General features: G+C 69.8%; 15 protein-coding genes and 1 pseudogene. 9 read left to right on the top strand and 7 right to left on the bottom strand.

Annotated elements, in window-relative coordinates; translation table 11 throughout:
* The first annotated feature begins 80 nt into the window (after positions 1-80).
* The gene (locus ACZ4NT_RS15415) at positions 81-815 is read left to right on the top strand and encodes a hypothetical protein (RefSeq protein WP_467725679.1); all 735 of its coding nucleotides are present in this window, start codon (positions 81-83) and stop codon (positions 813-815) included.
* Positions 816-1059: 244 nt separating this feature from the next.
* Here ACZ4NT_RS15415 and ACZ4NT_RS15410 read toward each other — a convergent pair whose 3' ends face one another.
* Positions 1060-1623, bottom strand: a complete 564-nt coding sequence (locus ACZ4NT_RS15410) for a hypothetical protein (RefSeq protein ID WP_467725678.1) — start codon at positions 1621-1623, stop codon at positions 1060-1062.
* A 615-nt stretch (positions 1624-2238) separates the two neighbouring features.
* On the opposite strand from ACZ4NT_RS15410, the gene ACZ4NT_RS15405 reads away from it, so the two are divergent.
* Together ACZ4NT_RS15405 and ACZ4NT_RS15400 are read left to right on the top strand one after the other, a co-directional pair.
* Positions 2239-2502, top strand: coding sequence for a helix-turn-helix transcriptional regulator (locus tag ACZ4NT_RS15405; RefSeq protein WP_467725676.1), 264 nt, complete (start codon positions 2239-2241; stop codon positions 2500-2502).
* Between the two features lie 220 nt (positions 2503-2722).
* Positions 2723-3553 carry a DUF6083 domain-containing protein gene (locus tag ACZ4NT_RS15400; RefSeq protein ID WP_467725675.1) on the top strand — a complete coding sequence of 277 codons (831 nt, stop codon included), beginning with the start codon at positions 2723-2725 and terminating at the stop codon, positions 3551-3553.
* A gap of 468 nt (positions 3554-4021) precedes the next feature.
* On the opposite strand, the gene ACZ4NT_RS15395 is transcribed toward ACZ4NT_RS15400, so the two are convergent.
* Positions 4022-4252, bottom strand: a complete 231-nt coding sequence (locus ACZ4NT_RS15395) for a hypothetical protein (protein ID WP_467725673.1) — start codon at positions 4250-4252, stop codon at positions 4022-4024.
* A 522-nt stretch (positions 4253-4774) separates the two neighbouring features.
* On the opposite strand from ACZ4NT_RS15395, the gene ACZ4NT_RS15390 reads away from it, so the two are divergent.
* Positions 4775-5530, top strand: coding sequence for a DUF5131 family protein (locus ACZ4NT_RS15390; RefSeq protein ID WP_467725671.1), 756 nt, complete (start codon positions 4775-4777; stop codon positions 5528-5530).
* Here ACZ4NT_RS15390 and ACZ4NT_RS15385 read toward each other — a convergent pair.
* Positions 5517-6644 carry a three-Cys-motif partner protein TcmP gene (locus tag ACZ4NT_RS15385; protein WP_467725669.1) on the bottom strand — a complete coding sequence of 376 codons (1128 nt, stop codon included), beginning with the start codon at positions 6642-6644 and terminating at the stop codon, positions 5517-5519. The genes ACZ4NT_RS15390 and ACZ4NT_RS15385 overlap by 14 nt on opposite strands.
* 827 nt (positions 6645-7471) lie before the next feature.
* On the opposite strand from ACZ4NT_RS15385, the gene ACZ4NT_RS15380 reads away from it, so the two are divergent.
* A complete protein-coding gene (locus tag ACZ4NT_RS15380) occupies positions 7472-8368 on the top strand; it encodes a hypothetical protein (RefSeq protein ID WP_467725667.1) in 897 nt (298 codons plus the stop codon).
* Between the two features lie 281 nt (positions 8369-8649).
* Here ACZ4NT_RS15380 and ACZ4NT_RS15375 read toward each other — a convergent pair.
* Both ACZ4NT_RS15375 and ssd read right to left on the bottom strand, forming a co-directional pair.
* Positions 8650-9540, bottom strand: a pseudogene (locus tag ACZ4NT_RS15375) (TadA family conjugal transfer-associated ATPase); the annotation flags it as partial.
* Positions 9541-9728: 188 nt separating this feature from the next.
* The gene (gene ssd, locus ACZ4NT_RS15370; RefSeq protein WP_467725666.1) at positions 9729-10823 is read right to left on the bottom strand and encodes a septum site-determining protein Ssd; all 1095 of its coding nucleotides are present in this window, start codon (positions 10821-10823) and stop codon (positions 9729-9731) included.
* Positions 10824-11381: 558 nt separating this feature from the next.
* Here ssd and ACZ4NT_RS15365 point away from each other — a divergent pair.
* Positions 11382-12227 (top strand): HAD-IB family hydrolase, encoded by an 846-nt coding sequence (locus ACZ4NT_RS15365; protein ID WP_121405227.1) that lies wholly within the window; start codon positions 11382-11384, stop codon positions 12225-12227.
* A gap of 402 nt (positions 12228-12629) precedes the next feature.
* On the opposite strand, the gene ACZ4NT_RS15360 is transcribed toward ACZ4NT_RS15365, so the two are convergent.
* On the bottom strand, positions 12630-13454 hold the full coding sequence (locus tag ACZ4NT_RS15360; RefSeq protein WP_121405226.1) for an oxidoreductase: 825 nt from the start codon (positions 13452-13454) through the stop codon (positions 12630-12632).
* Positions 13455-13554: 100 nt separating this feature from the next.
* Here ACZ4NT_RS15360 and ACZ4NT_RS15355 point away from each other — a divergent pair, with 100 nt between their 5' ends.
* Positions 13555-14562, top strand: coding sequence for an ATP-binding protein (locus ACZ4NT_RS15355; RefSeq protein ID WP_467725663.1), 1008 nt, complete (start codon positions 13555-13557; stop codon positions 14560-14562).
* 3 nt (positions 14563-14565) lie between these two features.
* Here the strand turns inward: ACZ4NT_RS15355 and ACZ4NT_RS15350 are convergent, their stop codons facing one another.
* Complete coding sequence (locus ACZ4NT_RS15350; protein WP_467725661.1) at positions 14566-15837, bottom strand: polysaccharide deacetylase family protein; 1272 nt, start codon at positions 15835-15837, stop codon at positions 14566-14568.
* A gap of 336 nt (positions 15838-16173) precedes the next feature.
* Between ACZ4NT_RS15350 and ACZ4NT_RS15345 the strand changes: the two genes are divergently transcribed.
* Together ACZ4NT_RS15345 and acs are read left to right on the top strand one after the other, a co-directional pair.
* Positions 16174-18573: a bifunctional SulP family inorganic anion transporter/carbonic anhydrase gene (locus ACZ4NT_RS15345; protein ID WP_467725659.1), complete on the top strand. Its 2400-nt coding sequence runs from the start codon at positions 16174-16176 to the stop codon at positions 18571-18573.
* 420 nt (positions 18574-18993) lie between these two features.
* Positions 18994-20994 (top strand): acetate--CoA ligase, encoded by a 2001-nt coding sequence (acs, locus tag ACZ4NT_RS15340; RefSeq protein ID WP_183116968.1) that lies wholly within the window; start codon positions 18994-18996, stop codon positions 20992-20994.
* Positions 20995-21093: the final 99 nt, after the last annotated feature.

Below are 21093 nucleotides of genomic sequence, written 5' to 3'. Positions count from 1 at the left end.
CGATGTAATTTCCAGAGGTGATTAGCGAACCGGGCACGATCGACGATCTGGTCGCCGATGCTGCGGCGGTAGGTCACCAAGTGACCAAGCGCCTCGTCCATGACTGGGTGGCCAGGGGGCTGCTGGCTCAACCCCAGCGCCGGCGGACGGGACAACGCGGCTCAGAGAAGGCGCTGCACACCGGTGCTCAACGGACGCTCTTCCTTGACCTGTTGCGCAGGAGGCAGTCGTCATCCGTCCGGCCGTTGGCTGAATTCGTGCTTGTGTGTTGGCTGTTCCTCGGTGATGACGATGTGGTGAGCACGCGACAGGCCCTCCGTGCTCTCCGCACGTACGTCGGTGACCCTCGCGGTAGCCGAGCGTGGGCGAAGACTAGGGCTGCTCAGTTCGTGCATCCGCTGTGCGACCCGAGACTCGGCACCGCTCGTAGCCGCCGCGAACTCCTGAAGGCTTTTACCGAAGCCTTCTACGCGGGCACCTACAACCGGGAAGACCTCATTGCGAAGTGCGCCCCTCAGTTCGAAGACAAGAGCGCATTCGGGGACGTGCTCCGGTCACTCAAGCGTGGACCAGTCCCAGGGCAGCCCGAATCGCTCCTGATGCACCTTGATGTCGTCCTCCAAGCAGGAAATGCAGTTCAGGCTGGCGAGGTCGATCAAGATGTCCTGGAGGAAGCCAGGGTCCAGTACCTGCAGATGCGTAGGGCCGATGCTGACTGGCCGACGCAGAGCGACTTTGAGGACGCCATGTCCCTGCTGCTTGTGGGGCTTGGCCTTGTCATCCTCACCCGATCAGGCGGGCTGTCGCCTGTCTGACCCGAATCGGGATGTCCGCTGCAGCTCCTGGAATCTGAGAAACCATTGTCGTGACGATCTTGGTGGATGAGTTCCTGGCACAGTTCGATCGGGTGATCTTGCCGCTGGGCGGACATGAAGACAGGGCCTCGGGTGCAGTTCGGGGCTGTCGAGACGGTGAGCACGCCAATCGCGATCCGCGATGCCGCCTGACCGGCCGCCCCGCCTCACGGCAGGGCGGGGAATCCAGGCCCTCGGTTCGATCTCATCGTTGTCCTGGTGCGAGAGTCCAATGCGCGTCGCCTGAGTCGGGGCAGATCCGCCAGGCTTCCAGAACGCCACTGTCCGTCAGGCGGGCCATCTCGCCGGCTAGTTCTGGACCGGGCATACCGCAGTCACGCAGGACTTGGTCGCATTCGCGCATTCCCTCTCCTGAGCACGGATCGCTGTGAGCCGTGAGGTAGATACCCAGCAGCCGCTGGCGGGGCTCCGCCCCACCCGTCCGTGCCGGGCTCCCTCTGCGCAGCGCCCAGTCCGCAGCCTGCCGCCGGTCGGGACGGGCGGGTGGCTGAGCCAGCAGCGCGGGATCGCGCAGCTGCGCGGCAATCCCTTCCGTGCCGGGGTCGTCCACCATGCTCAGCCACCGCGCCTGCTTCAGCTCGCGGCAGGCTTCCGCCGCGTCGACGCCAAGGCTGCGCAGCATGCCCGCGGGGAGATCGATCCGCATCCACGTGTTCATGCGCAGTGCACACTGAAGGGCGAGAAGCCTTGCCTCGGCTGTCACGTCCGCGGGCAGGGCCACGGCGAGGTAGCTGAGGATCTCGCCCACTCGCACGCGCTCGCTCGGTCCCCTCGTAGGCCGGGGGCGGCGCGGCCGCGCGGAAGGCGGGCGGAGGGGACCGGCGAGCAAGGTGTTGGGGACGACGGCGGCCCGGGCTGTTGCGGCGGCGCAGGCGCCGCAGGCATCGGCGAGGCGCCATACACGGCCGCCGCGTTCGCAGGCCAGGAGCAGGCGGATGGGCCCGTCGCACCCGCGGTGGCGGCGGTGCCAGCGGCAGCCGCGCTCATGGCAGTGGCACGTCCGCAGATGAGGCGCTCTCAGATCGCCGCGGGCGTGCCGAGCGAGGTGGGCCAGTGCCGCCGAACGAGCGGAGGCTGCGGTGACTGGCCTGTCAGCCAAGGGGCACTGCTGACACGTCAGGACCAATCGGCCGGACTGGGACCGCAGCTCCACCGTCCAGGCGCGCGGCGCCGCAGGACTCGCTGTGCGCAGTCGCATGGACAAGCGCCCCTCCTTCCCGATCCCGCACCGGCCCCTCCTCGCGTGTGGCGGGCGGCCGTCACCGTAGTGCAGACCTCTGCCCTCGCGCCGCCAGGACTGTCGAGAGAAATAGGGCAGAGGTCTGCACTGACAGGGCAGGGGTCTGCACCGTCGGATGGTCTGGTGACGATCTTGCCGCCCGATCCGGACCTCGACGCGCTACGGCTGGAGCTGGCGCGATTGCGGGCCGCCCGCGGGTGGAGCTACGACGAGCTCGCGGCCCGCAGCGGCCTGGCCAGGCGCACTGTGATCGAGATCGAACAGGGGCGCACCGTCGGCACGCTCAAGACGTGGCACGCCCTCGCCCATGCATTTGGCACGCCGTTCGACGAGCTCTTCGCCGCCCTCTGCCACGACCATGAGCCGCCTATGGGCACCGACGGCTGATCAGGGGGTGGCTGGGCTGGCGCGAATCACCCGAACCGGCAGCGCGGCATCGAACACGTGATCAGTAGTTCGCACTGCTGTCGCCCCACTTTGGTCTGTCCGGGGGAGCCGGCGGGCCAGGTGCTGTCGGCGCGGCGTGTTGGCTGACAGCTTCGCCCGCATGTGCTCTTCGCCTCATCCTTCTGCGTGGCGCTGGGACGGCAGCCGCGCGAGCGCCCCTTTGCGCAGGTCCTTGCGGGTCGACCCGGAGGGCGTCAGCCGGCTGCTGCGCTGCGGCCAGACCGCGTCCTGCCGCGAGTGCGGCAATCCGATCGAGTGGTACGTGCGTAGCAACGAGCGCCGAGTGCGGCTGCATCCGCACGAGATGCCCGCCAACCGGGTGCCGGAGCCCTGCCAGTGGCACGTCAGCTCTGGTGTCGCTCATCCCTCTGGCGACGGGAGCAACTGGTGCCGCCTGCCGCATGCCGTGCTGTGTCCCGCTCGTCCGGCGCCGCCGGAGGCACCGCAGCTATCCGGGCTGCGGCGTTCTCTTGCGCTGCGCACGCGCAGGCTGCTGGATGCGGGGGTCTTCGTCCCGTCCGCGGCCCCGCCACCGAACGGCCAGCGACCGGGTGAGGAGGTCTGCCGCCCGGCCAGGCCTGTGGTGCAGCTGCTGTACCTCCGCTACCTGGCGTCCTGCCCGGTCGAGGAGATCCAGTGCGTCACCCAGACCCGGCGGCGCGTGCGCTGCAGCGCCAAGGTCCTCGGCCCTGGTGCTCTGCGTGGCGCGTGGAGTCTGGTGCCCGTGAGCGTGCAGCGCGGTCAACTGGCACTGCCGTCGGAGGTCATGGCCGTCTACAGCCTGTCCGCGCTGCCGTACCAGGAGCAGTTGCGCTGGCGCAGTCAGCGGTGTCTTCAGCATGACGCCAGCCCTACTGCCGGTGATCTCGCCGTGGCGGACTGGGAGCCCTTCGACCCGCTTCGCCACCACGAACACATCCACACCCGCCTGCCCGCATACCGGCGCCGTCAAGGTCCTGGCAGTCCCGCACGACGGCAGGCCCACTCGTGACGATGCGCCAGTATGCCGTCGAGATCTCCCTGACCAGACCCGCTACTACCCGGGAGCTCGACCGGGCCCGTCGCAGGGTGTTGTTCGCCGCGAACGCCGATCGCATGCGGCTTATGACGGTGCACAGCAGCACGAGTCCGGGCCGCGCGCTGCACCGGCTGCGGCGCCGGCTGGACGACGTTCTGCCGATCGACGTGCTGACCACGCACTACCCCGATCGCGATGGCCGTGTCCTGCTCAATGTCGCCCTCAGCCGGGACGTCGATGCCGCGATCCGCCGGGAGGCGACCGCGAGCGGCCGACGCCCTCGGAACGTCCTGAGCGAGCGGATCACAGCCGGCCTCGCGCGCGAGCGACGCGAGAGGCAGCACCGTCTTGAGTCGCAGTTGCACGGCTTGCTCGCCCAGCACACTCCGCAGGACGTGCTGGCCTGCGCGGCCGCGCTCCTTACGAGGGCACCGGACTGCGTCAGCCCACCCAGCCCACGTCGATCACCTCGATGCCACCGAGGAACGCGGTGAACGACACCCACGAGCGCGGCCCGAACACCACCGCCGCATGCCACCCGCCGGGCTTGGGCCACGCGCGTGGCCGCACCAGCGCCGCGGCAATCGTCTCCATGACCTCCTGCCGTCCCTCCGGAGGCAGTTCATCCAGCGCATCCTCCGCCCGGATGGCCAGGTCAACCTCGTACGGCACAACGCACCCCCGTGCTTGTGATCAGCGAAGCCCACACCGTACGGGCCTGCCGCCAGTTACGCGCCAGCCTGTGGATAACCGTGCTGCGCGAGACTTCAGGCCCCCTCCCACGCAGCAACTCGGCCAGGGGCCGCGGGCGAATGCCCCGCGACGCACCCGTTGTGTCCTGACAGTGCGGTATGCCGGCGGTGGAGGCAGGCAGCCGGCGCGGGACGCTATGGCCCGCCGACGTAGGGCTGTTGGAGCTGGCCGAACCAGATGCGCCAGGCGAGGTGAGGGTGGACAGGCCGACCGAGAGAACGGGGATCCACAGAGCCCAGGGCGGCCTCCCTGTCGACCGCGTGGCCCCCGACCACTAGATTTAGAACGAAAGTTCGAAAATCGAGGCGAGGAGAACGGTCGGCAACTGCCGCAATACCGAGCAACAGGCCCCGGTACTCCCGGGATGCGGGCATCGTTGGGCAGCACGCCGCGCTTGTCCCTGGTGACGGGTGTGAAAACGCGCATGGCAGGAGGAAACCGGTGAGTGACCGCAGCACCATCGAGTGGACCGAGGCGACTTGGAACCCGACCACTGGGTGCGATCGCGTGTCGGCTGGCTGCGACAACTGCTACGCGCTCACGCTGGCAAAGCGCCTGAAGGCGATGGGGTCGGCGAAGTACCAGAAGGATGGCGATCCACGGACCTCTGGGCCGGGGTTCGGCCTGACCGTGCATCCGGATGCTCTCCAGGTCCCTTACGGCTGGAAGAGTCCGCGGACGGTGTTCGTCAACTCGATGTCGGATCTGTTCCATGCTCGCGTGCCACTGGACTTCGTCCGTCAGGTTTTTGAGGTGATCAGCGACACGCCGCAGCACACCTATCAGGTGCTGACCAAGCGGGCGCGGCGGCTGCGGCAGGTCGCCGGCCGGCTTGAGTGGCCGGCGAACCTGTGGATGGGGGTGTCGGTGGAGAGCGAGAAGGAACTCGCCCGGGTCGACGACTTGCGCCAGGTGCCAGCTGCTGTGCGGTTCCTGTCGTGCGAGCCGTTGTTGGGGCCGTTGGAGGGCCTGGACGTTTCCGGCATCGACTGGGTGATCGTCGGCGGGGAGTCCGGGCCACGCTTCAGGTCGTTGGAGGCGGAGTGGGTGACCGGTATCCGAGACATCTGCCAGGAGGCCGGTGTGTCATTCTTTTTCAAGCAGTGGGGCGGCCGGACCCCGAAGGCGGGGGGCCGTCTGCTGGAGGGACGGCAGTGGGACCAGCTTCCGCTGACCGCGGCGGTCAGTTCAGGCTGACCCGGCTTTTGCGGGTGAGTTTGCCGGTGCTCAGCACCGTGGCGACGCCATCGTTACGCAGTTCCTGGACAGCGGCGAGCGCATGCTTGGGCAGCCAGCGGGAGGTCTCGGTCAGTAGCCACTGACCGATATCCTCCACCGTCGCGACTCCCTGGGACAGGCGTTGGTGGACCAGTTCCAGCAATTCGGGGTCGACCACGTCGGCGCCGGCGAACAGCGTGGACTGACCGGGGAGGACCCCGTCGCGGGTACGAGGGTCCTTGAAGCTCATGCCGTCGCTGACGTCGACCTTCCACATGGCCTCTTTCATCGCCTCCAGGCCCTTGGGGTGGCCGGTGCCGAAGACGAGGTACAGGGGCTGGCCGGTGCGGGGCAGGAGCCGGAACTGCAACTGGGAGCGGAACCCGGCCCGGCGCAGGGCGTCACGGTAAGTGGACAGCCACACACGCCACCGCTCGTCAGACCGGAGCTCTGCATCAGCGGGAGACCAGAACTTGCGGCCGCCGAAGACCCTGTCAAGGATCTCGGGGTTGAAGTCCTCACTGGCCATCTGCCGTCCCTGCTCGCGGCTGAACCAGTTGGGACCGAAGGTGGTGATGACCTCGCTGGAGGGGTTATGGGCGATGCGGGCCATGAGGGACAACGGCACGTTGATGTTGCCCCAGCTGTCGAAGATCCCCAGGATGGGGTGGCCCCAGGCGTCCAGTTTGGTCAGCAACTCGCCGCTGTCCTGTCCGGCCTCGCCATGGTGCACTTCGACGTGTACAGGCAGGTTCTCCAGCGGCCCGAAACAGCGGACGAGCTCGGCACACAAGTGCTCGTACCGCGGGCGCTCCTTCTCGATGAAGATCAGACGCACACGCTGCCGACTGAGGTTCATGCGGTCGACCGCAGCGTGATTCAGCAGCTTCCTCAGGATGAAGACGGGCGAGCCCTCTTCCCCGCCCAGATAGCGGCCCGGGCCGGCGAAGGCGTCCAACAGCGTGACGCGAGGACGGGAGTATCCGGTGCGGGCGGAAGTCTGCAGAAGGATCGGCCACCAGGCATCCAGGTACTGCTTGTACAACCGGTGCTTCGCCTCGGTAGCTGGTTCCAGCTTCCACAAGACGCCCATTCCGACCCCCTACACGCGTTGTCCCCCGGGGCAGTCGGCAGCCCGACTGACCAGACCCTGGTCACCGATGGTGAGTGCATATGCGTTTCGGGTAAAGACCGCGTACATAAGCGGCGGACCGGTCGCGCTGACATGGCGACAACTCCGACCTGGCCAGGCTCAGAGCTGCGGACCAAGAGGGACCTCCAGCCGACCGCCCGCGATGAGCCTCTCCACGGTATGGCGGCCAGAGAGCTGCCGTGATCATCTGGCAGATCTCCCCGCCCCACACGAAGATCATCGTGAAGGGCGGCGGTCTTCGGAACACGGCCTAACCAGCCCGCCCCGGTTTCGTCCACGAAGTCACTCGCGGACAGGACCTTGAGTGCTGATCAGCGTCGTGGCGTCCCTCCCTCCACCTCCTGGGCAGCGCTCGTTCTCATACGCGCATGAGGTCGGCGGTACCCGCCGCTCGGAGCTTCCTCCGTCCTGACCGTGCAGGAGGAGCACGAGAAGTGTCACGACGACGGCCCCCACGGTGAGGGGAGTTGCCAGATCCTTCCACTTGTAGGCCGCGTAAGCGGTCAGCAGACCGACCAGGAGCAAGACAACGAGGTCTAGGTCGACGTGCCAGGTATCCATCCCTGCACCTCTCGGCTCGTGCCTGCTCACAGCGCTGTCCAGGCGGGGAGCGAGCAGGCTCTGCTCGTAAGCACCTGGCCGGAAGTGCCAGGAGCCCTGCGCTAAGGCTCGCGACCATCACCGGCAGATCCTGGCCGACAAAATCGGGGGTCTTCTGCAGGACGACGGAAGGCCATCGGACACCGGACACTTGCGATAGTGGACACGTGGCGTCGGGAGCATTGACCAACCAAGGCCTCGTCCTGCGAGACCTCTGCGGGTGGCCGGGGTGGGTAATCGAGGTCGATATCAGCTGGCGGACCTGGAGCGCCGGGGAGGTTCGGGACATCCCTCCACCGCGCACCAGGCGCAACGCCCGGCGGCCATGCGACGACCCTGAGCTGGTTCAGCGGATCAAGAAGGCTGCCGAGGCGTCCTATGAGGCGCCCCGCAGCTCGATCTGGCTTGTCTCACTGGGACTTCCCTCGCCCCACGGGAAGAAGAAGAACGGGGTGCGGCTGCGCGCCGAGACCATCGCAACCCTGTACGGGTACGCGCTGCACCTTGGGCTCTCTCCCAAGCGCGCTATCTCCGAGGTCTACGGGCTCCCCGTCACAGAAGCGCCCGGTGAACGTGCGCAGTACTCCCGCAAGTTGGAGCGGTGGATCGAACAGGCCCGCAAGACGGTTAACCCGGTAACAGGCCGACCGTACCTGTCGGCCTACGACTCCGAACGGCATGCGCCGCGATTGTGGCCTATCGGCCGAGGGCACCCACTTGAGCCCCGCCGCGCCCAGCCAGCGCTGCCGGAGCCGGTCCGGGAGGGACCATACGTCGGGCACACACTGACCTTGCGAGTGACACGGACGCCGCCGCCCGCACGGCAGGCCCAGGAGGCTCACGAGCAAGGGTGGCGAATGATCGGTCCAGACCTGGTCGTCGAGGGGCAATGGTCGAGCGGCGAGGAACCGCCATCCCTTCCACTGCTGTGCGGAGTCAGCCCTGGTGAGACACCCCTCCGGGTGCAGTCTCTAGTCAAGGAACTGGAAGAGCGCTACCCCGGAGCCAAGGTCCTGGCAACGGTCACCGCGCAGGCGATGGGGCAACCCGGCAACGTGAACTGACCTTGGCGAGCGTCGATCGTTGACAACCTCCTAGGCCCCGGAGCTGGCCTGTCAGGCGAACCACGGTCGTCTTATCGGCGAACGCTGCCGCTGCGCAGCTCAACCGGCTCCCCACCATGATCACAGCGCCGAGCGGTATCCCCATTACCGGGTCTTACCTTCACGTCCACGCCCGATGGACCACAATCACCCTGGGTGAGCGCACTGAAATCTTTTGTGCGCTACTGAAATCTCCACTGAAATGAATCTTGCGCTACTGAAATCTTCAGAGCCATCCGACAGCAGCCGCCCTCGTGCCCCGTGTTCAACGCGGCCAGCAGCGCCACGACTTCGGGTCCCCGCACCTCGCCGACGACCAGCCGGTCCGGTCTCATGCGCAGCGCCTGCCGCACCAGATCCCGCAACTCGACCTGGCCGACACCTTCCTGGTTCGCCGGCCGGCCTTCGAGGCGGACCACGTGCGGATGGTCGGGGCGCAGTTCGGCCGAGTCCTCGGCGAGCACGATCCGCTCACCGGGGCCGACCAACCCCAACAGCGCGCTCAGCAGGGTCGTCTTGCCCGTCCCGGTGCCGCCGCTGATCAGGAAGGAGAGCCGTGCGTCCAGCAGCGCCCGGAGCACCCGGTCCCCACCGGGCGGGACCGTGCCCGCGGTCACCAACTCGTCGAGTGTGAAGGCCCGCGGACGGACGACCCGGAGCGAGAGGCAGGTGGAGCCGACCGCCACCGGTGGCAGGACCGCGTGCAGGCGGGTGCCGTCCGGCAACCGGGCGTCCACCCAGGGACGGGCGTCGTCGAGCCGCCTTCCGGCCACGGCCGCCAGACGCTGCGCGAGGCGCCGTACGGCCGCCGCGTCCGGGAAGGAGACGGCCGTCAGCTCCAGGCCGCCGCCCCGGTCCACCCACACCCGGTCCGGCGCCGAGACCAGGACGTCGGTCACCGACGGATCGGCGAGCAGCGGGTCGAGCGGGCCGCTGCCGATCAACTCGGACCGCAACGCATCGGCGGCACCGAGCACTTCGGCGTCCCCGAGCACCCGCCCCTGGGCGCGGAGCGCCTGTGCCACACGAGCGGGCGTCGGCTCGGCCCCGCTCTCGGCGAGCCACTGCCGGACGCCGTCCAGCAGCCCGGAACACGCGCCTGCGCCTCCAGGCGCGTCGAGTCCCGCCCGCATGCCCGGCCTCGTCGGCGTGCCCGGCACCGCCCAGGCGGCCGGACCGGCGGTGCCGCCCGACCCCGAAGCGGAATCGCCCCGGACTCCGCCCACCGCTCCGGTCTCCCTCCTGGTCCGGCGTCCTCCACCGGTTTCCGCGCGCGTGTGGCGCCCGGTGGCTACGCCCCGACCCGGCTCCAGGCGCCCGGTCATACGCCCCCTCCTTCGGCCGGCATGCGCTCCCAGAAGGCGGTGCAGAAGCGGGCGAGGGGGCTCCGGGCCGCTCCGCCGGGCGGCACGCCGCCGTCCGGGCGCGGGGTCTCGGCCGGCACCTCACCGATCAGGGGCAGTCCGAGCAGCCGGGCCACCTCGCGGTCGTCAAGACCCAGTCCGTACGGACCGCGGACCGCCACACGCAGGTCGCGCAGGACCATGCCGACGGCCGAGGCGACCCGGCCGGCGGACGCGACGGCGCGCAGTTCGGCCGGGACGACCAGGACCCCGAGGTCGAGTTGGGCCAGTGCCTCCGCCGCGCCCTCGTCGATCCGCCGGGGCAGGTCGACGACGACCGCGCCGCCGCGCCGCCTGGCCGCGGCGAGGACGGCCCGGACGGCCGGGGGCGGGATGGCCACCGCGTCTCCGCGGTCCCAGCTCAGGACCCGCAGCGCGTGCAGCTCGGGCAGCGACTCCTCCAGTGCGCCGCCGCCGACCCGGCCGCGCGAGGCGGCGAAGGCAGGCCAGCGCAGACCTTCGGCGGTCTCGCCGCCGAGGAGTACGTCGAGTCCGCCGCCCAGGGGGTCGGCGTCCACGAGCAGGGTGCGCCGGCCCTGCCGCGCCGACGTGACCGCGAGGGCACACGCCAGAGTGGAGGCCCCTGCACCGCCCCGGCCGCCGATCACGCCGACGGTGAGCGCGGGCCTGCCGACGCCCTCGGCCACGTCGGCGATGCGGTCCACCAGCCACCGCTCCCCGTCGGGCAGCATCAGGACATGGTCGGCGCCGATCTCGACGGCCCGCTGCCAGACCCCGGAATCGTCCTGATCCCGCCCGACGAGCACCACGCCCCTTCTGCGGGTGGCCCCGCGCACCCGGGCGGCGGCATCGTCCCCGACGAGGACGAGCGGTGCCGCCTCCCATCCGCCGCCGCGCTCCGGCACCCCGGGATGGACCTCCGGCCTGGCGCCCGCCGCCGCGCACAGGCGCAGCAGGTCGTCCAGCAGTTCGACGTCCTCCGTGACGATCAACGGTCCGCCCTGCCGCCCTTCGGCGGTGGGCGGCCGGCCGTGTGTGATGGCTCCGGCCACGATCTCCAGCCCCCTTCGCTGCTGCCTCGGCGGGGCGCTGAGCGACCCCGCGATTCCCACTCCCGTGAAGGACCGGCAAGCGGCCTCCATATGAACGGCCGATACGAACCGGCCAAACGCATCCGGCAAACGGAACCGGCCATGAACTCGCCACGAGCGGACGCGCTGGAATCACGGTGCAACGAACACGGAAATCGTGTGGATCTTGGTCGGTAACTGTGGACAACTCGATGGCTGTGAATATCGCCTTCACCCAAACCGGTGACCGTTGTACGACTTCCACAGAGCAGCGATACAACTACGCACAGTCACGAATCATGGGCGCACGACGGCACCCCCGAGGATGGTCAGGGGGTGCGGACAGACTGCGAACGTAAAGGGGAAAACCCACCCGGACATGCGACGACCCCCGCCGGGGGGGAGAGCGGGGGTCGTCCCCACGGCCGACTCGGGGGGGGAGGAGTCGGGCCGGGTTAGCACGGTCGCGAACGATCCGTGACTTCCATGGTGTACCCGAGAGCCCCCTCAGGCAAACCCACACGCCCCACACTACGCCGAATGGTGGGCGCCTATGCTCAGCTCGTGGAAAACCACTCCTTGCCCCGTACAGCGGCCTTCTTTGACCTGGACAAGACGGTCATTGCGAAGTCGAGCACCCTCACGTTCAGCAAGTCGTTCTACCAAGGCGGCCTGATCAACCGAAGGGCCGCGCTGCGCACCGCATATGCGCAGTTCGTGTTCCTGGCGGGCGGCGCCGATCACGACCAGATGGAGCGGATGCGGAAGTATCTGTCCGCCATGTGCCGCGGCTGGAACGTCCAGCAGGTGAAGGAGATCGTCGCCGAGACGCTGCACAGCCTGATCGACCCGATCATCTACGACGAGGCCGCCTCCCTCATCGAGGAGCACCACACCGCGGGACGCGACGTCGTGATCGTCTCCACCTCCGGGGCGGAGGTGGTCGAACCGATCGGCGAGCTGCTCGGCGCGGACCGCGTGGTGGCGACCCGCATGGTGGTGGGCGACGACGGCTGCTTCACCGGCGAGGTGGAGTACTACGCGTACGGCCCCACCAAGGCCGAGGCGGTCAGGGAGCTGGCCGCGTCGGAGGGGTACGACCTGGAGCGGTGCTACGCCTACAGCGACTCGGCGACGGACCTGCCCATGCTCGGCTCCGTCGGTCATCCCCATGCGGTCAACCCGGACCGCGCGCTGCGCCGGGAGGCGCTCGCCCGGGGGTGGCCGATCCTCGACTTCCACCGGCCGGTCCGGCTCAAGCAGCGGCTCCCCGCGCTGTCGGTTCCACCCCGTCCCGCCCTTGTCGCCGTCGCGGCACTCGGGGCGGCAGCGGCCACTGCGGGGCTCGTCTGGTACGCGAGCAGGCGCCGGGCCCCGGCCGGGTGAGGCCCGGCAGCGAGCAGCGAATCAGGCCCCTCCGCACCGCGGTCCCATTCGCACCCTTTTGACGCCAATAGTAAAGAAGTACGGCGAGGGGTTCCGCTTCCTCCGGACCTGGAGTACAAAGGGGTTAACGGCCCGCGAGACCAAGGACATCCGAGAGGATCACCTTCAAACGCAATCAAGGCCCCACGGACCGAGCATGGACACCAGGCACCCACGCGACGTCGACCCGTCGATTACGGGCCAGCCGCACCAGGTGACGGGCCACAGTTCCCGACCTGATGGGCAACACTACGAGGACGCTTGGTAACCCGGTGGACATGCCAGCGGCGGTACGAGAACTCGTACCGCCGCAACCCTGTTCAGCGCCTTTTCCGCTCTCCTGAGGGAGGGCTTTTTCGTGCTCTACGCCGCGCCGCGCTGCAGCGCCTCGCACACCGCCGTGGACTCCCGGGCGCCCAGCTCGACCGCCCTGCCGCAGTGGGCGATCCACGCCGCCATGCCCTCCGGGGTGCCGGAGGCGTAGCCGTCGAGTGCCGCCACGTAGGCGGCCCGGCCGAGCTCGCCGTGACCCACCTCCGCCGGACACACCGACTTCGGGTCCAGGCCGCTGTTGATCAGCACGATCCGTTCGGCGGCGCGTGCCACCAGGCCGTTGTGCGAACCGAAGGGCCGCAGGGCGAGCAGCTCGCCGTGCACGACCGCCGAGGTCACCAGGGCCGGTGCCGAGCCTCCGGCGATGATCAGCCGGGAGAGGCCTTCGAGGCGTCCGGCGACCTCGTTCGCGTCCGGCAGGGGCAGCTCGACGAGCGGTTCGTCGACCGGCTCGCCGTCCTTGCGGGGCCGTCCCACCTCGTCCGCGGCGTCGGCGGCGGCCACCAGGTGCAGCCGGGCCAGCACCCGGAGGGGCGACTGCCGCCAGATGGAGAGAAGCTGGCCCGCCTCGGCGGTCAGCCGCAGGGCCGCGCCGACCGTGCGGGCCTCGTCGTCCCCGCTGAAGTCCGTACGCCGGCGCACCTCTTCGAGGGCCCAGTCCGCGCCGGACAACGCGGCCGAGCCGCGCGCGGCGCGCAGCGCGGCCTCGGAGGTGATCTCGGTGCTGCGGCGGCGCATGATCCGGTGCCCGTAGACCCGGTCCACCGCCTTGCGCACGGACTCCACGGACTCGGCCACGCCCGGAAGCGAGCCGAGGGCCGCGAGCGGATCTGCGGTCGCTCCTGTCGTACTCATGAGTACGACCCTACGCACCCCGGACGTCCTCCCCACGAAGGAGTGGTCTTCTTCACGTCCTCACGCGCGTGGGCACCCCCTCCGCACTATGTTCCTGAACATGAAAATTGCTTTCGTTGGGAAGGGCGGCAGCGGCAAGACCACCCTGTCCTCCCTTTTCGTCCGCCACCTGGCGGCCGCCGGCGCGCCCGTCGTCGCGGTGGACGCCGACATCAACCAGCACCTCGGAGCCGCGCTGGGGCTCGACGAGGACGAGGCGGCGACGCTGCCTGCGATGGGGGCGCATCTGCCCCTCATCAAGGACTACCTGCGCGGCTCGAACCCGCGGATCGGGTCCGCCGAGGCGATGATCAAGACGACTCCGCCCGGCGCGGGCTCACGGCTGCTGCGGGTGCGCGAGGAGAACCCGGTGTACGACGTCTGCGCGCGGCCGGTGGAACTCGACGGCGGCACGGTCCGTTTGATGGTCACGGGACCCTTCACCGAGGCCGACCTCGGGGTCGCGTGCTACCACTCCAAGACGGGAGCGGTGGAGCTCTGCCTGAACCACCTGGTCGACGGCCCCGGGGAGTACGTGGTGGTCGACATGACGGCGGGTTCGGACTCCTTCGCCTCCGGCATGTTCACCCGCTTCGACATGACGTTCCTCGTCGCCGAGCCGACGCGGAAGGGGGTCTCCGTCTACCGCCAGTACAAGGAGTACGCCCGCGACTTCGGCATCACCCTCAAGGTCGTCGGCAACAAGGTGCAGGGCCGGGACGACATCGACTTCCTGCGTGCCGAGGTCGGCGACGACCTCCTGGTCACGGTCGGGCACTCCGACTGGGTGCGTGCCATGGAGAAGGGGCGCCCGCCCCGGTTCGAGCTCCTGGAGGACGCCAACCAGCGGTCCCTGCGCACGCTGCGAACGGCCGCCGACGCGACGTACGAGCTGCGCGACCGGGAGCGCTACACCCGCCAGATGGTCCACTTCCATCTGAAGAACGCCGGGTCGTGGGGCAACGCGAAGACCGGTACGGACCTGGCGGCCCAGGTCGACCCGGGGTTCGTCCTGGGCGAGGAGGCGACGGCAGCCGTGTCACCGGCCGCCGTCGACGCCACCGTGTAGCCGCTACGGCCGGACCGCAGGGGCCCCGGGGACTCCCTTGGGTGCCGGGGCCGGGTGGCCGGAGAGATAGGACGCCCAGCCCTCCTTCGGGGCCTCGCCGATCTTGAGGCCGCGCAGCTTCTCCAGGGTTGCCGGGTCCTGGGCGTCGAGCCAGTCGGCGAGCTGCCGGAAGCTGACACAGCGCACCTCGGACTTGGTGCACACCCGCTCGATGACCTCGTCCAGGGCACGCATGTAGGTGCCGCCGTTCCAGGACTCGAAGTGGTTGCCGATGACCAGCGGCGCGCGGTTGCCGGCGTAGGCGCGCTCGAATCCCTGGAGCAGGCCGTCACGCATCTGGTCGCCCCAGTACTGCTGCTTGGCGGGGTCGCCCTGGGTCGTGGTGCCCGACTGGTTCACCATGAAGTTGTAGTCCATGGTGAGCGTCTCGAAGCCGCGGCCCGGGACCGGGACGAGCTGCATGGACAAGTCCCACAGCCCCTCCTTCTTCTTGGGCCACACCTGGTCGTTGACGCCGCTGGTGTCGTAGCGGAAACCCAGCTGGCGGGCGGCCCGCATGAAGTTCTTCTGCCCCTCCAGACAGGGGGTGCGGGCGCCGATGAGCTCCCGGTCGTAGTCGAAGGGCAGCGGGGACGCCTTGGTCAGACCGGTGTTGGTCTTCCACGACTTCACGAACGACTTCGCCTGGGCGATCTCGCTCTTCCACTCCTTGACCGACCACTCTCCGACCCCGCCCCCGCTCCCGCAGAAGTGGCCGTTGAAGTGGGTCCCGACCTCGTTGCCCTCCAGCCACGCCAGGCGCAGCTGCTTCACGGTCTCCTCGATGCCCTCCGTGTCGTTGAAGCCGATGTCGGAGCGCCCGGGGGAATGCTGCGGCGGCTTGTACAGGTCGGCCTTGTCCTTCGGCAGCATGTACACGCCGCTGAGGAAGTACGTCATCGTCGCGTTGTTGTCCTTGGCGACCTTGCGGAAGTGGGAGAACAGCTTCTGGCCGTCCTCACCCGCGCCGTCCCAGGAGAAGACCACGAACTGCGGGGGCTTCTGGCCGGGCTTCAGCCGCTCGGGCCGGGGCAGATGCGGCTGGGCTCCGGTGTACGCGGTCGAGCCGTCGCCGATCAGGCGTACCGCGCTCTTGGGCGCCTGGACCGCTGCGGGCTTCTTCGCGCCGGGCGCGCCCTCATCGGAACCGGTGGTGCCGGTGGCACAGCCGGCGAGTGCCGTGGCGCAGGCCGCGGCGAGTGCGACGCCCGCGGCGATCCTCTGGGTGGCGGCCATCTTCCGCCCACCTTCTTCCTTCAGTCAGGGCAACGCTGCTCAGGCGTTCCGGGTGATGTGCAGGGACATGCCGTCAGCGCCGTCAAGGTCGCACGGACCTCGGAAGAGGTTTGTATGACAAGCCGATGAAAATCCACATTCACTCGGGTGAGTGATTTATTGACCTATTTGCCGGTATTGCCCGCACCTGCCCTTTACTCGGCATTACGATCCATTTACCGAGCGTTGAATCATCCCGCCGCTGCACGCCGTGACCCACGGCCGCGACCCGCCCCCCGCCGTCGAGCGGGGGACCACCTGTTCCGCGACCGCGCTGCCCCGGAGGAGACGGGAACCATGTCTGCCTGCGTCCCCACCCGCGCCGCCGACCCCACTCGGCCCCCGCGCATCCACCAGTCCCCCAGCCCCCCGCCGACCCCGCCCCGCCGATTCCGTATCGCGGGCGCCGACGTGTCGGCCTCGATCGCGGTCTTCCTGATCGCCCTGCCCCTGTCCCTGGGCATCGCCCTGGCCACCGGCGCGCCGCTCCAGGCGGGCCTCGTCGCCGCGGCCGTCGGCGGACTCGTCGCCGGCCGGTTCGGCGGTGCGCCGCTCCAGGTGAGCGGCCCGGCCGCCGGTCTCACGGTGGTCACCGCCGAGCTGATCCACCGCTACGGATGGCGCACGACCTGCGCCATCACAGTGCTCGCCGGCGTCGCCCAACTGGGTCTCGGCTGCCTGCGCGTGGCCCGCACCGCGCTCGCCGTCAGCCCCGCCGTGGTGCACGGCATGCTCGCCGGCATCGGTGTGACCATCGCCGTCGCCCAGCTCCACATCGTGCTGGGAGGCACTCCGCAGAGTTCGGTCCCCGACAACCTGCTGGCCCTGCCGGCGCAGTTGGCCCGGCTGCATCCCGCCGCCGTGTCGGTGAGCGCGCTCACTCTGACGCTGCTGTTCGCCTGGCCGCGGCTCCCGGGCCGCGTCGGGCTCACCCTGCGCAAGGTGCCCGCCGCGCTCGTCGCCGTCGCCGGAGCCACCGCGATCGCCTCGCTCCTCGGACTGAGCCTGCCCATGGTCGACCTGCCGTCCTGGAGCAGCCACGCGCTGGCGGGACTGCCCGAGGGCCCGGTCCTCGGTCTCGTCGCCGCCGTCCTCACCGTCACCCTGGTGTGCAGCGTGCAGTCGCTGCTCGGCGCCGTCGCGGTGGACAAGCTGGCGGCCGGACGACCGGAACTGCACGCGCACGTCGGCCGCTCCGACCTCGACCGCGAGTTGCTCGGCCAGGGCATGGCCAACGTCGTCTCCGGAGCGCTCGGCGGACTGCCGGTCGCCGGAGTCGCCGTGCGCAGTTCCGCGAATGTGCACGCGGGTGCCGTGAGCCGGAACTCCACGATGCTGCACGGCGTTTTCGTAGTGTTCGCCGCGCTGTTGATGGTCCCGCTCCTGGAGCTGATCCCGCTCGCCTCGCTCGCCGCCCTGGTGATGGCCGTCGGCATCCAGATGGTGTCCCTGCACCACATCCGCACGGTGACCCGCCACCGCGAGGTGCTGGTGTACGCCGTCACCACGCTCGGCGTCGTGGCCTTCGGCGTCCTGGAAGGCGTGTCGCTGGGGGTCGCGGTGGCCGTCGGCGTCGCGCTGAACCGCCTGGCGCACACCCGGATCACGCACGAGGAGAGGGAGGGAGTCCATCACGTAGGAGTACGGGGGCAGTTGACGTTCCTCGCCGTGCCGCGGCTGAGCCGCACGCTGCATCTCGTGCCCCGCGGCTCCTCGGTCGTCGTGGAGCTGGACGGCTCGTTCATGGACCACGCGGCCTACGAGACGCTGCAGGACTGGCAGAACACGCACGTCGCCCAGGGTGGCGAGGTCGAGCTCGCCGGGCGCCGGCCCGGGACCCGGATCGCCGAGCCGACGGCCGGGTCGCACTGCCGCTGCCGCCCCTGGACGCCGTGGCGCAACCACCACTGCGAACCTCCGGCGAGCCCTCAGTCCGCCGCTGCCGACTGTCGCCGGGACGACCCGCAGGGCTCCGACGGGACATCCGCGTCCTCCGGGCGCAGCAACCACCAACTGGCCCGTGGCATCAGCGCGTTCCAGCGCAACACCGCACCCCTGGTGCGGGGGGAGCTGGCCCGCCTGGCACGAGAGGGGCAGCGGCCGTCGCAGCTCTTCCTGACCTGCGCCGACTCGCGTCTCGTCACGTCCATGATCACGTCCAGCGGCCCCGGCGACCTCTTCGTCGTGCGCAATGTGGGCAACCTCGTACCCCCGCCCGGCGAGGAGAGCGGCGACGACTCGGTGGCCGCCGCGATCGAGTACGCGGTGGACGTGCTGAAGGTGCGGTCCATCACGGTGTGCGGGCACTCCGGGTGCGGGGCGATGCAGGCCCTGCTCAACGCGGAACCCGGCGGGGCGCAGACGCCGCTGAAGCGGTGGCTCCGGCACGGGATGCCGAGCCTGGAGCGGATGGCGGTGGCGGACCGGCCCTGGCCGCGGCTGGCCGGGCGGGCCCCGGCCGACGCAGTGGAGCAGCTCTGCCTGACCAACGTGGTGCAGCAGCTGGAGCATCTGCGGGCGCACGAGTCGGTGGCCCGCGCCCTGCAGGCAGGGGCGCTGGAGCTGCACGGGATGTACTTCCACGTGGGCGAGGCGCAGTCGTATCTGCTGGCCGACGCCGACGCCGACGACGGTGCCGACGCGGCCGAGCTGTTCGACCACGTGGACGCGCCGGAGGACCTGCCCAGTCCCGCGTGAACACGCCGGGGCGCGGCCGGACGACGGCCGCGCCCCTCCCCCCACGACCTGTGCAGGCGCACCCGGCCGTCCAGGACCCGTGCAGCCGCACCCGGCGGCCTCGCTCCCCCGGATGCCTCGTTCCCCCCGGATACCGCACCCCGCCCATCACGGCACACCGCTCCCGGCGTTCGCCGCACCCTCACCGGGCGGACCGGACAGGCGCGCCACCCATGCCCCCGGCTCACGGCGCCACCGCGACGACCACGACCCCTCGGACGCCCGCGCGCCCCGTGGCGCTGCCGGGCCGGTGCGTCCCGGCGGCAGCAGACTGAACCCGACCACCCGCCCGTACGTGCCCCTGAGTGACCTCACAGCCTGAATAGGTCTAAACCAATTTCGGATCGGCCCTTGTCATCGGGCCCTCCGGTCTGATGAGCTGTGGCCTGGGACACAACGGACACCCTGGGAAAGGGAGATGTCGTGAGCAACGAAAGCCTGGCCAACCTGCTGAAGGAAGAGCGCAGGTTCGCGCCGCCCGCCGACCTGGCCGCGAACGCCAATGTCACCGCGGAGGCGTATGAGCAGGCCAAGGCTGACAGGCTCGGCTTCTGGGCCGAGCAGGCCCGCCGGCTGACCTGGGCCACCGAGCCCACCGAGACCCTCGACTGGTCGAACCCGCCGTTCGCCAAGTGGTTCAAGGACGGCAAGCTCAACGTCGCGTACAACTGCGTGGACCGCCACGTGGAGGCCGGCCACGGCGACCGGGTCGCCATCCACTTCGAGGGCGAACCGGGCGACAGCCGCGCGATCACCTACGCCGAGCTCAAGGACGAGGTGTCGAAGGCCGCGCACGCACTGACCGAGCTGGGCGTCCGCAAGGGCGACCGGGTCGCCGTCTATCTGCCGATGATCCCCGAGGCCGTCGTCGCGATGCTCGCGTGCGCCCGCATCGGCGCCGCGCACTCCGTCGTGTTCGGCGGGTTCTCGGCCGACGCGATCGCGGCCCGGATCGCGGACGCCGACGCCAAACTCGTCATCACCTCCGACGGCGGCTACCGGCGCGGCAAGCCGTCCGCGCTCAAGCCGGCCGTCGACGACGCGGTGAGCCGCTCGGCGGGCGTCGAGAAGGTGCTCGTCGTGCGCCGCACCGGGCAGGAGGTCGACTGGACCGAGGGCCGGGACGTCTGGTGGCACGAGATCACCGGCAAGCAGTCCACGGAGCACACGCCCGAGGCCTTCGACGCCGAGCACCCGCTGTTCATCCTCTACACCTCCGGGACGACGGGTAAGCCCAAGGGCATCCTGCACACCTCCGGCGGTTACCTCACGCAGGCGTCTTACACCCACCACGCGGTCTTCGACCTCAAGCCCGAGACGGACGTGTACTGGTGCACGGCCGACATCGGCTGGGTCACCGGGCACTCGTACATCACGTACGGGCCGCTCTCGAACGGCGCGACGCAGGTCATGTACGAGGGCACGCCGGACACCCCGCACCAGGGCCGCTTCTGGGAGATCGTCCAGAAGTACGGCGTGACGATCCTCTACACGGCGCCGACGGCGATCCGGACGTTCATGAAGTGGGGCGACGACATCCCCGCGAAGTTCGACCTGTCCTCGCTCCGCGTCCTCGGCTCCGTCGGCGAGCCGATCAACCCCGAGGCGTGGGTCTGGTACCGCAAGCACATCGGCGGCGACCGCACCCCCATCGTGGACACCTGGTGGCAGACCGAGACCGGCGCGATGATGATCTCGCCGCTGCCGGGCGTCACCGAGACCAAGCCGGGTTCGGCACAGCGGCCGCTGCCCGGCATCTCCGCGACCGTCGTCGACGACGAGGCGAACGAGGTGCCGAACGGCGGGGGCGGTTACCTCGTCCTCACCGAGCCGTGGCCGTCGATGCTGCGCACCATCTGGGGCGACGACCAGCGGTTCCTCGACACGTACTGGTCGCGCTTCGAGGGCAGGTACTTCGCCGGGGACGGCGCGAAGAAGGACGAGGACGGCGACATCTGGCTGCTCGGCCGGGTCGACGACGTGATGCTCGTGTCCGGGCACAACATCTCGACCACCGAGGTCGAGTCGGCGCTCGTTTCGCACCCGTCCGTCGCCGAGGCGGCCGTGGTCGGCGCCGCGGACGAGACGACCGGCCAGGCCATCGTCGCCTTCGTGATCCTGCGCGGGACGGCGTCCGCCGAGGACGAGGGACTCGTCGCCGCTCTGCGCAGCCACGTGGGCACCGCGCTGGGCCCGATCGCCAAGCCCAAGCGGATCCTGCCGGTCGCGGAGCTGCCGAAGACCCGTTCCGGCAAGATCATGCGGCGGCTGCTGCGCGACGTCGCGGAGAACCGCGAGCTCGGTGACGTCACCACGCTCACGGACTCCACGGTGATGGACCTGATCCAGGCGAAGCTGCCGGCGGCGCCGAGCGAGGACTGAGGCCGCGGCCGAGAGGCCGAGCAGCCACCCGAAGGGCACCCGGCAACGCGCCGGGTGCCCTCTTTGTAGCTAATGTGACGATCACCGGATCCGTCCCAC

The organism is Streptomyces sp. NPDC026417 (assembly GCF_055567695.1).
This window is presented reverse-complemented; position numbering and strand designations above follow the sequence as displayed.

Coding starts and splice junctions, on each gene's coding strand:
- ACZ4NT_RS15385 (WP_467725669.1), bottom strand. CDS start 6,644: ATGGGCGTCTTGTGGAAGCTGGAACCAGCTACCGAGGCGAAGCACCGG.
- ACZ4NT_RS15365 (WP_121405227.1), top strand. CDS start 11,382: ATGGTGGGCGCCTATGCTCAGCTCGTGGAAAACCACTCCTTGCCCCGT.
- ACZ4NT_RS15360 (WP_121405226.1), bottom strand. CDS start 13,454: ATGAGTACGACAGGAGCGACCGCAGATCCGCTCGCGGCCCTCGGCTCG.
- ACZ4NT_RS15355 (WP_467725663.1), top strand. CDS start 13,555: ATGAAAATTGCTTTCGTTGGGAAGGGCGGCAGCGGCAAGACCACCCTG.
- ACZ4NT_RS15350 (WP_467725661.1), bottom strand. CDS start 15,837: ATGGCCGCCACCCAGAGGATCGCCGCGGGCGTCGCACTCGCCGCGGCC.
- ACZ4NT_RS15345 (WP_467725659.1), top strand. CDS start 16,174: ATGTCTGCCTGCGTCCCCACCCGCGCCGCCGACCCCACTCGGCCCCCG.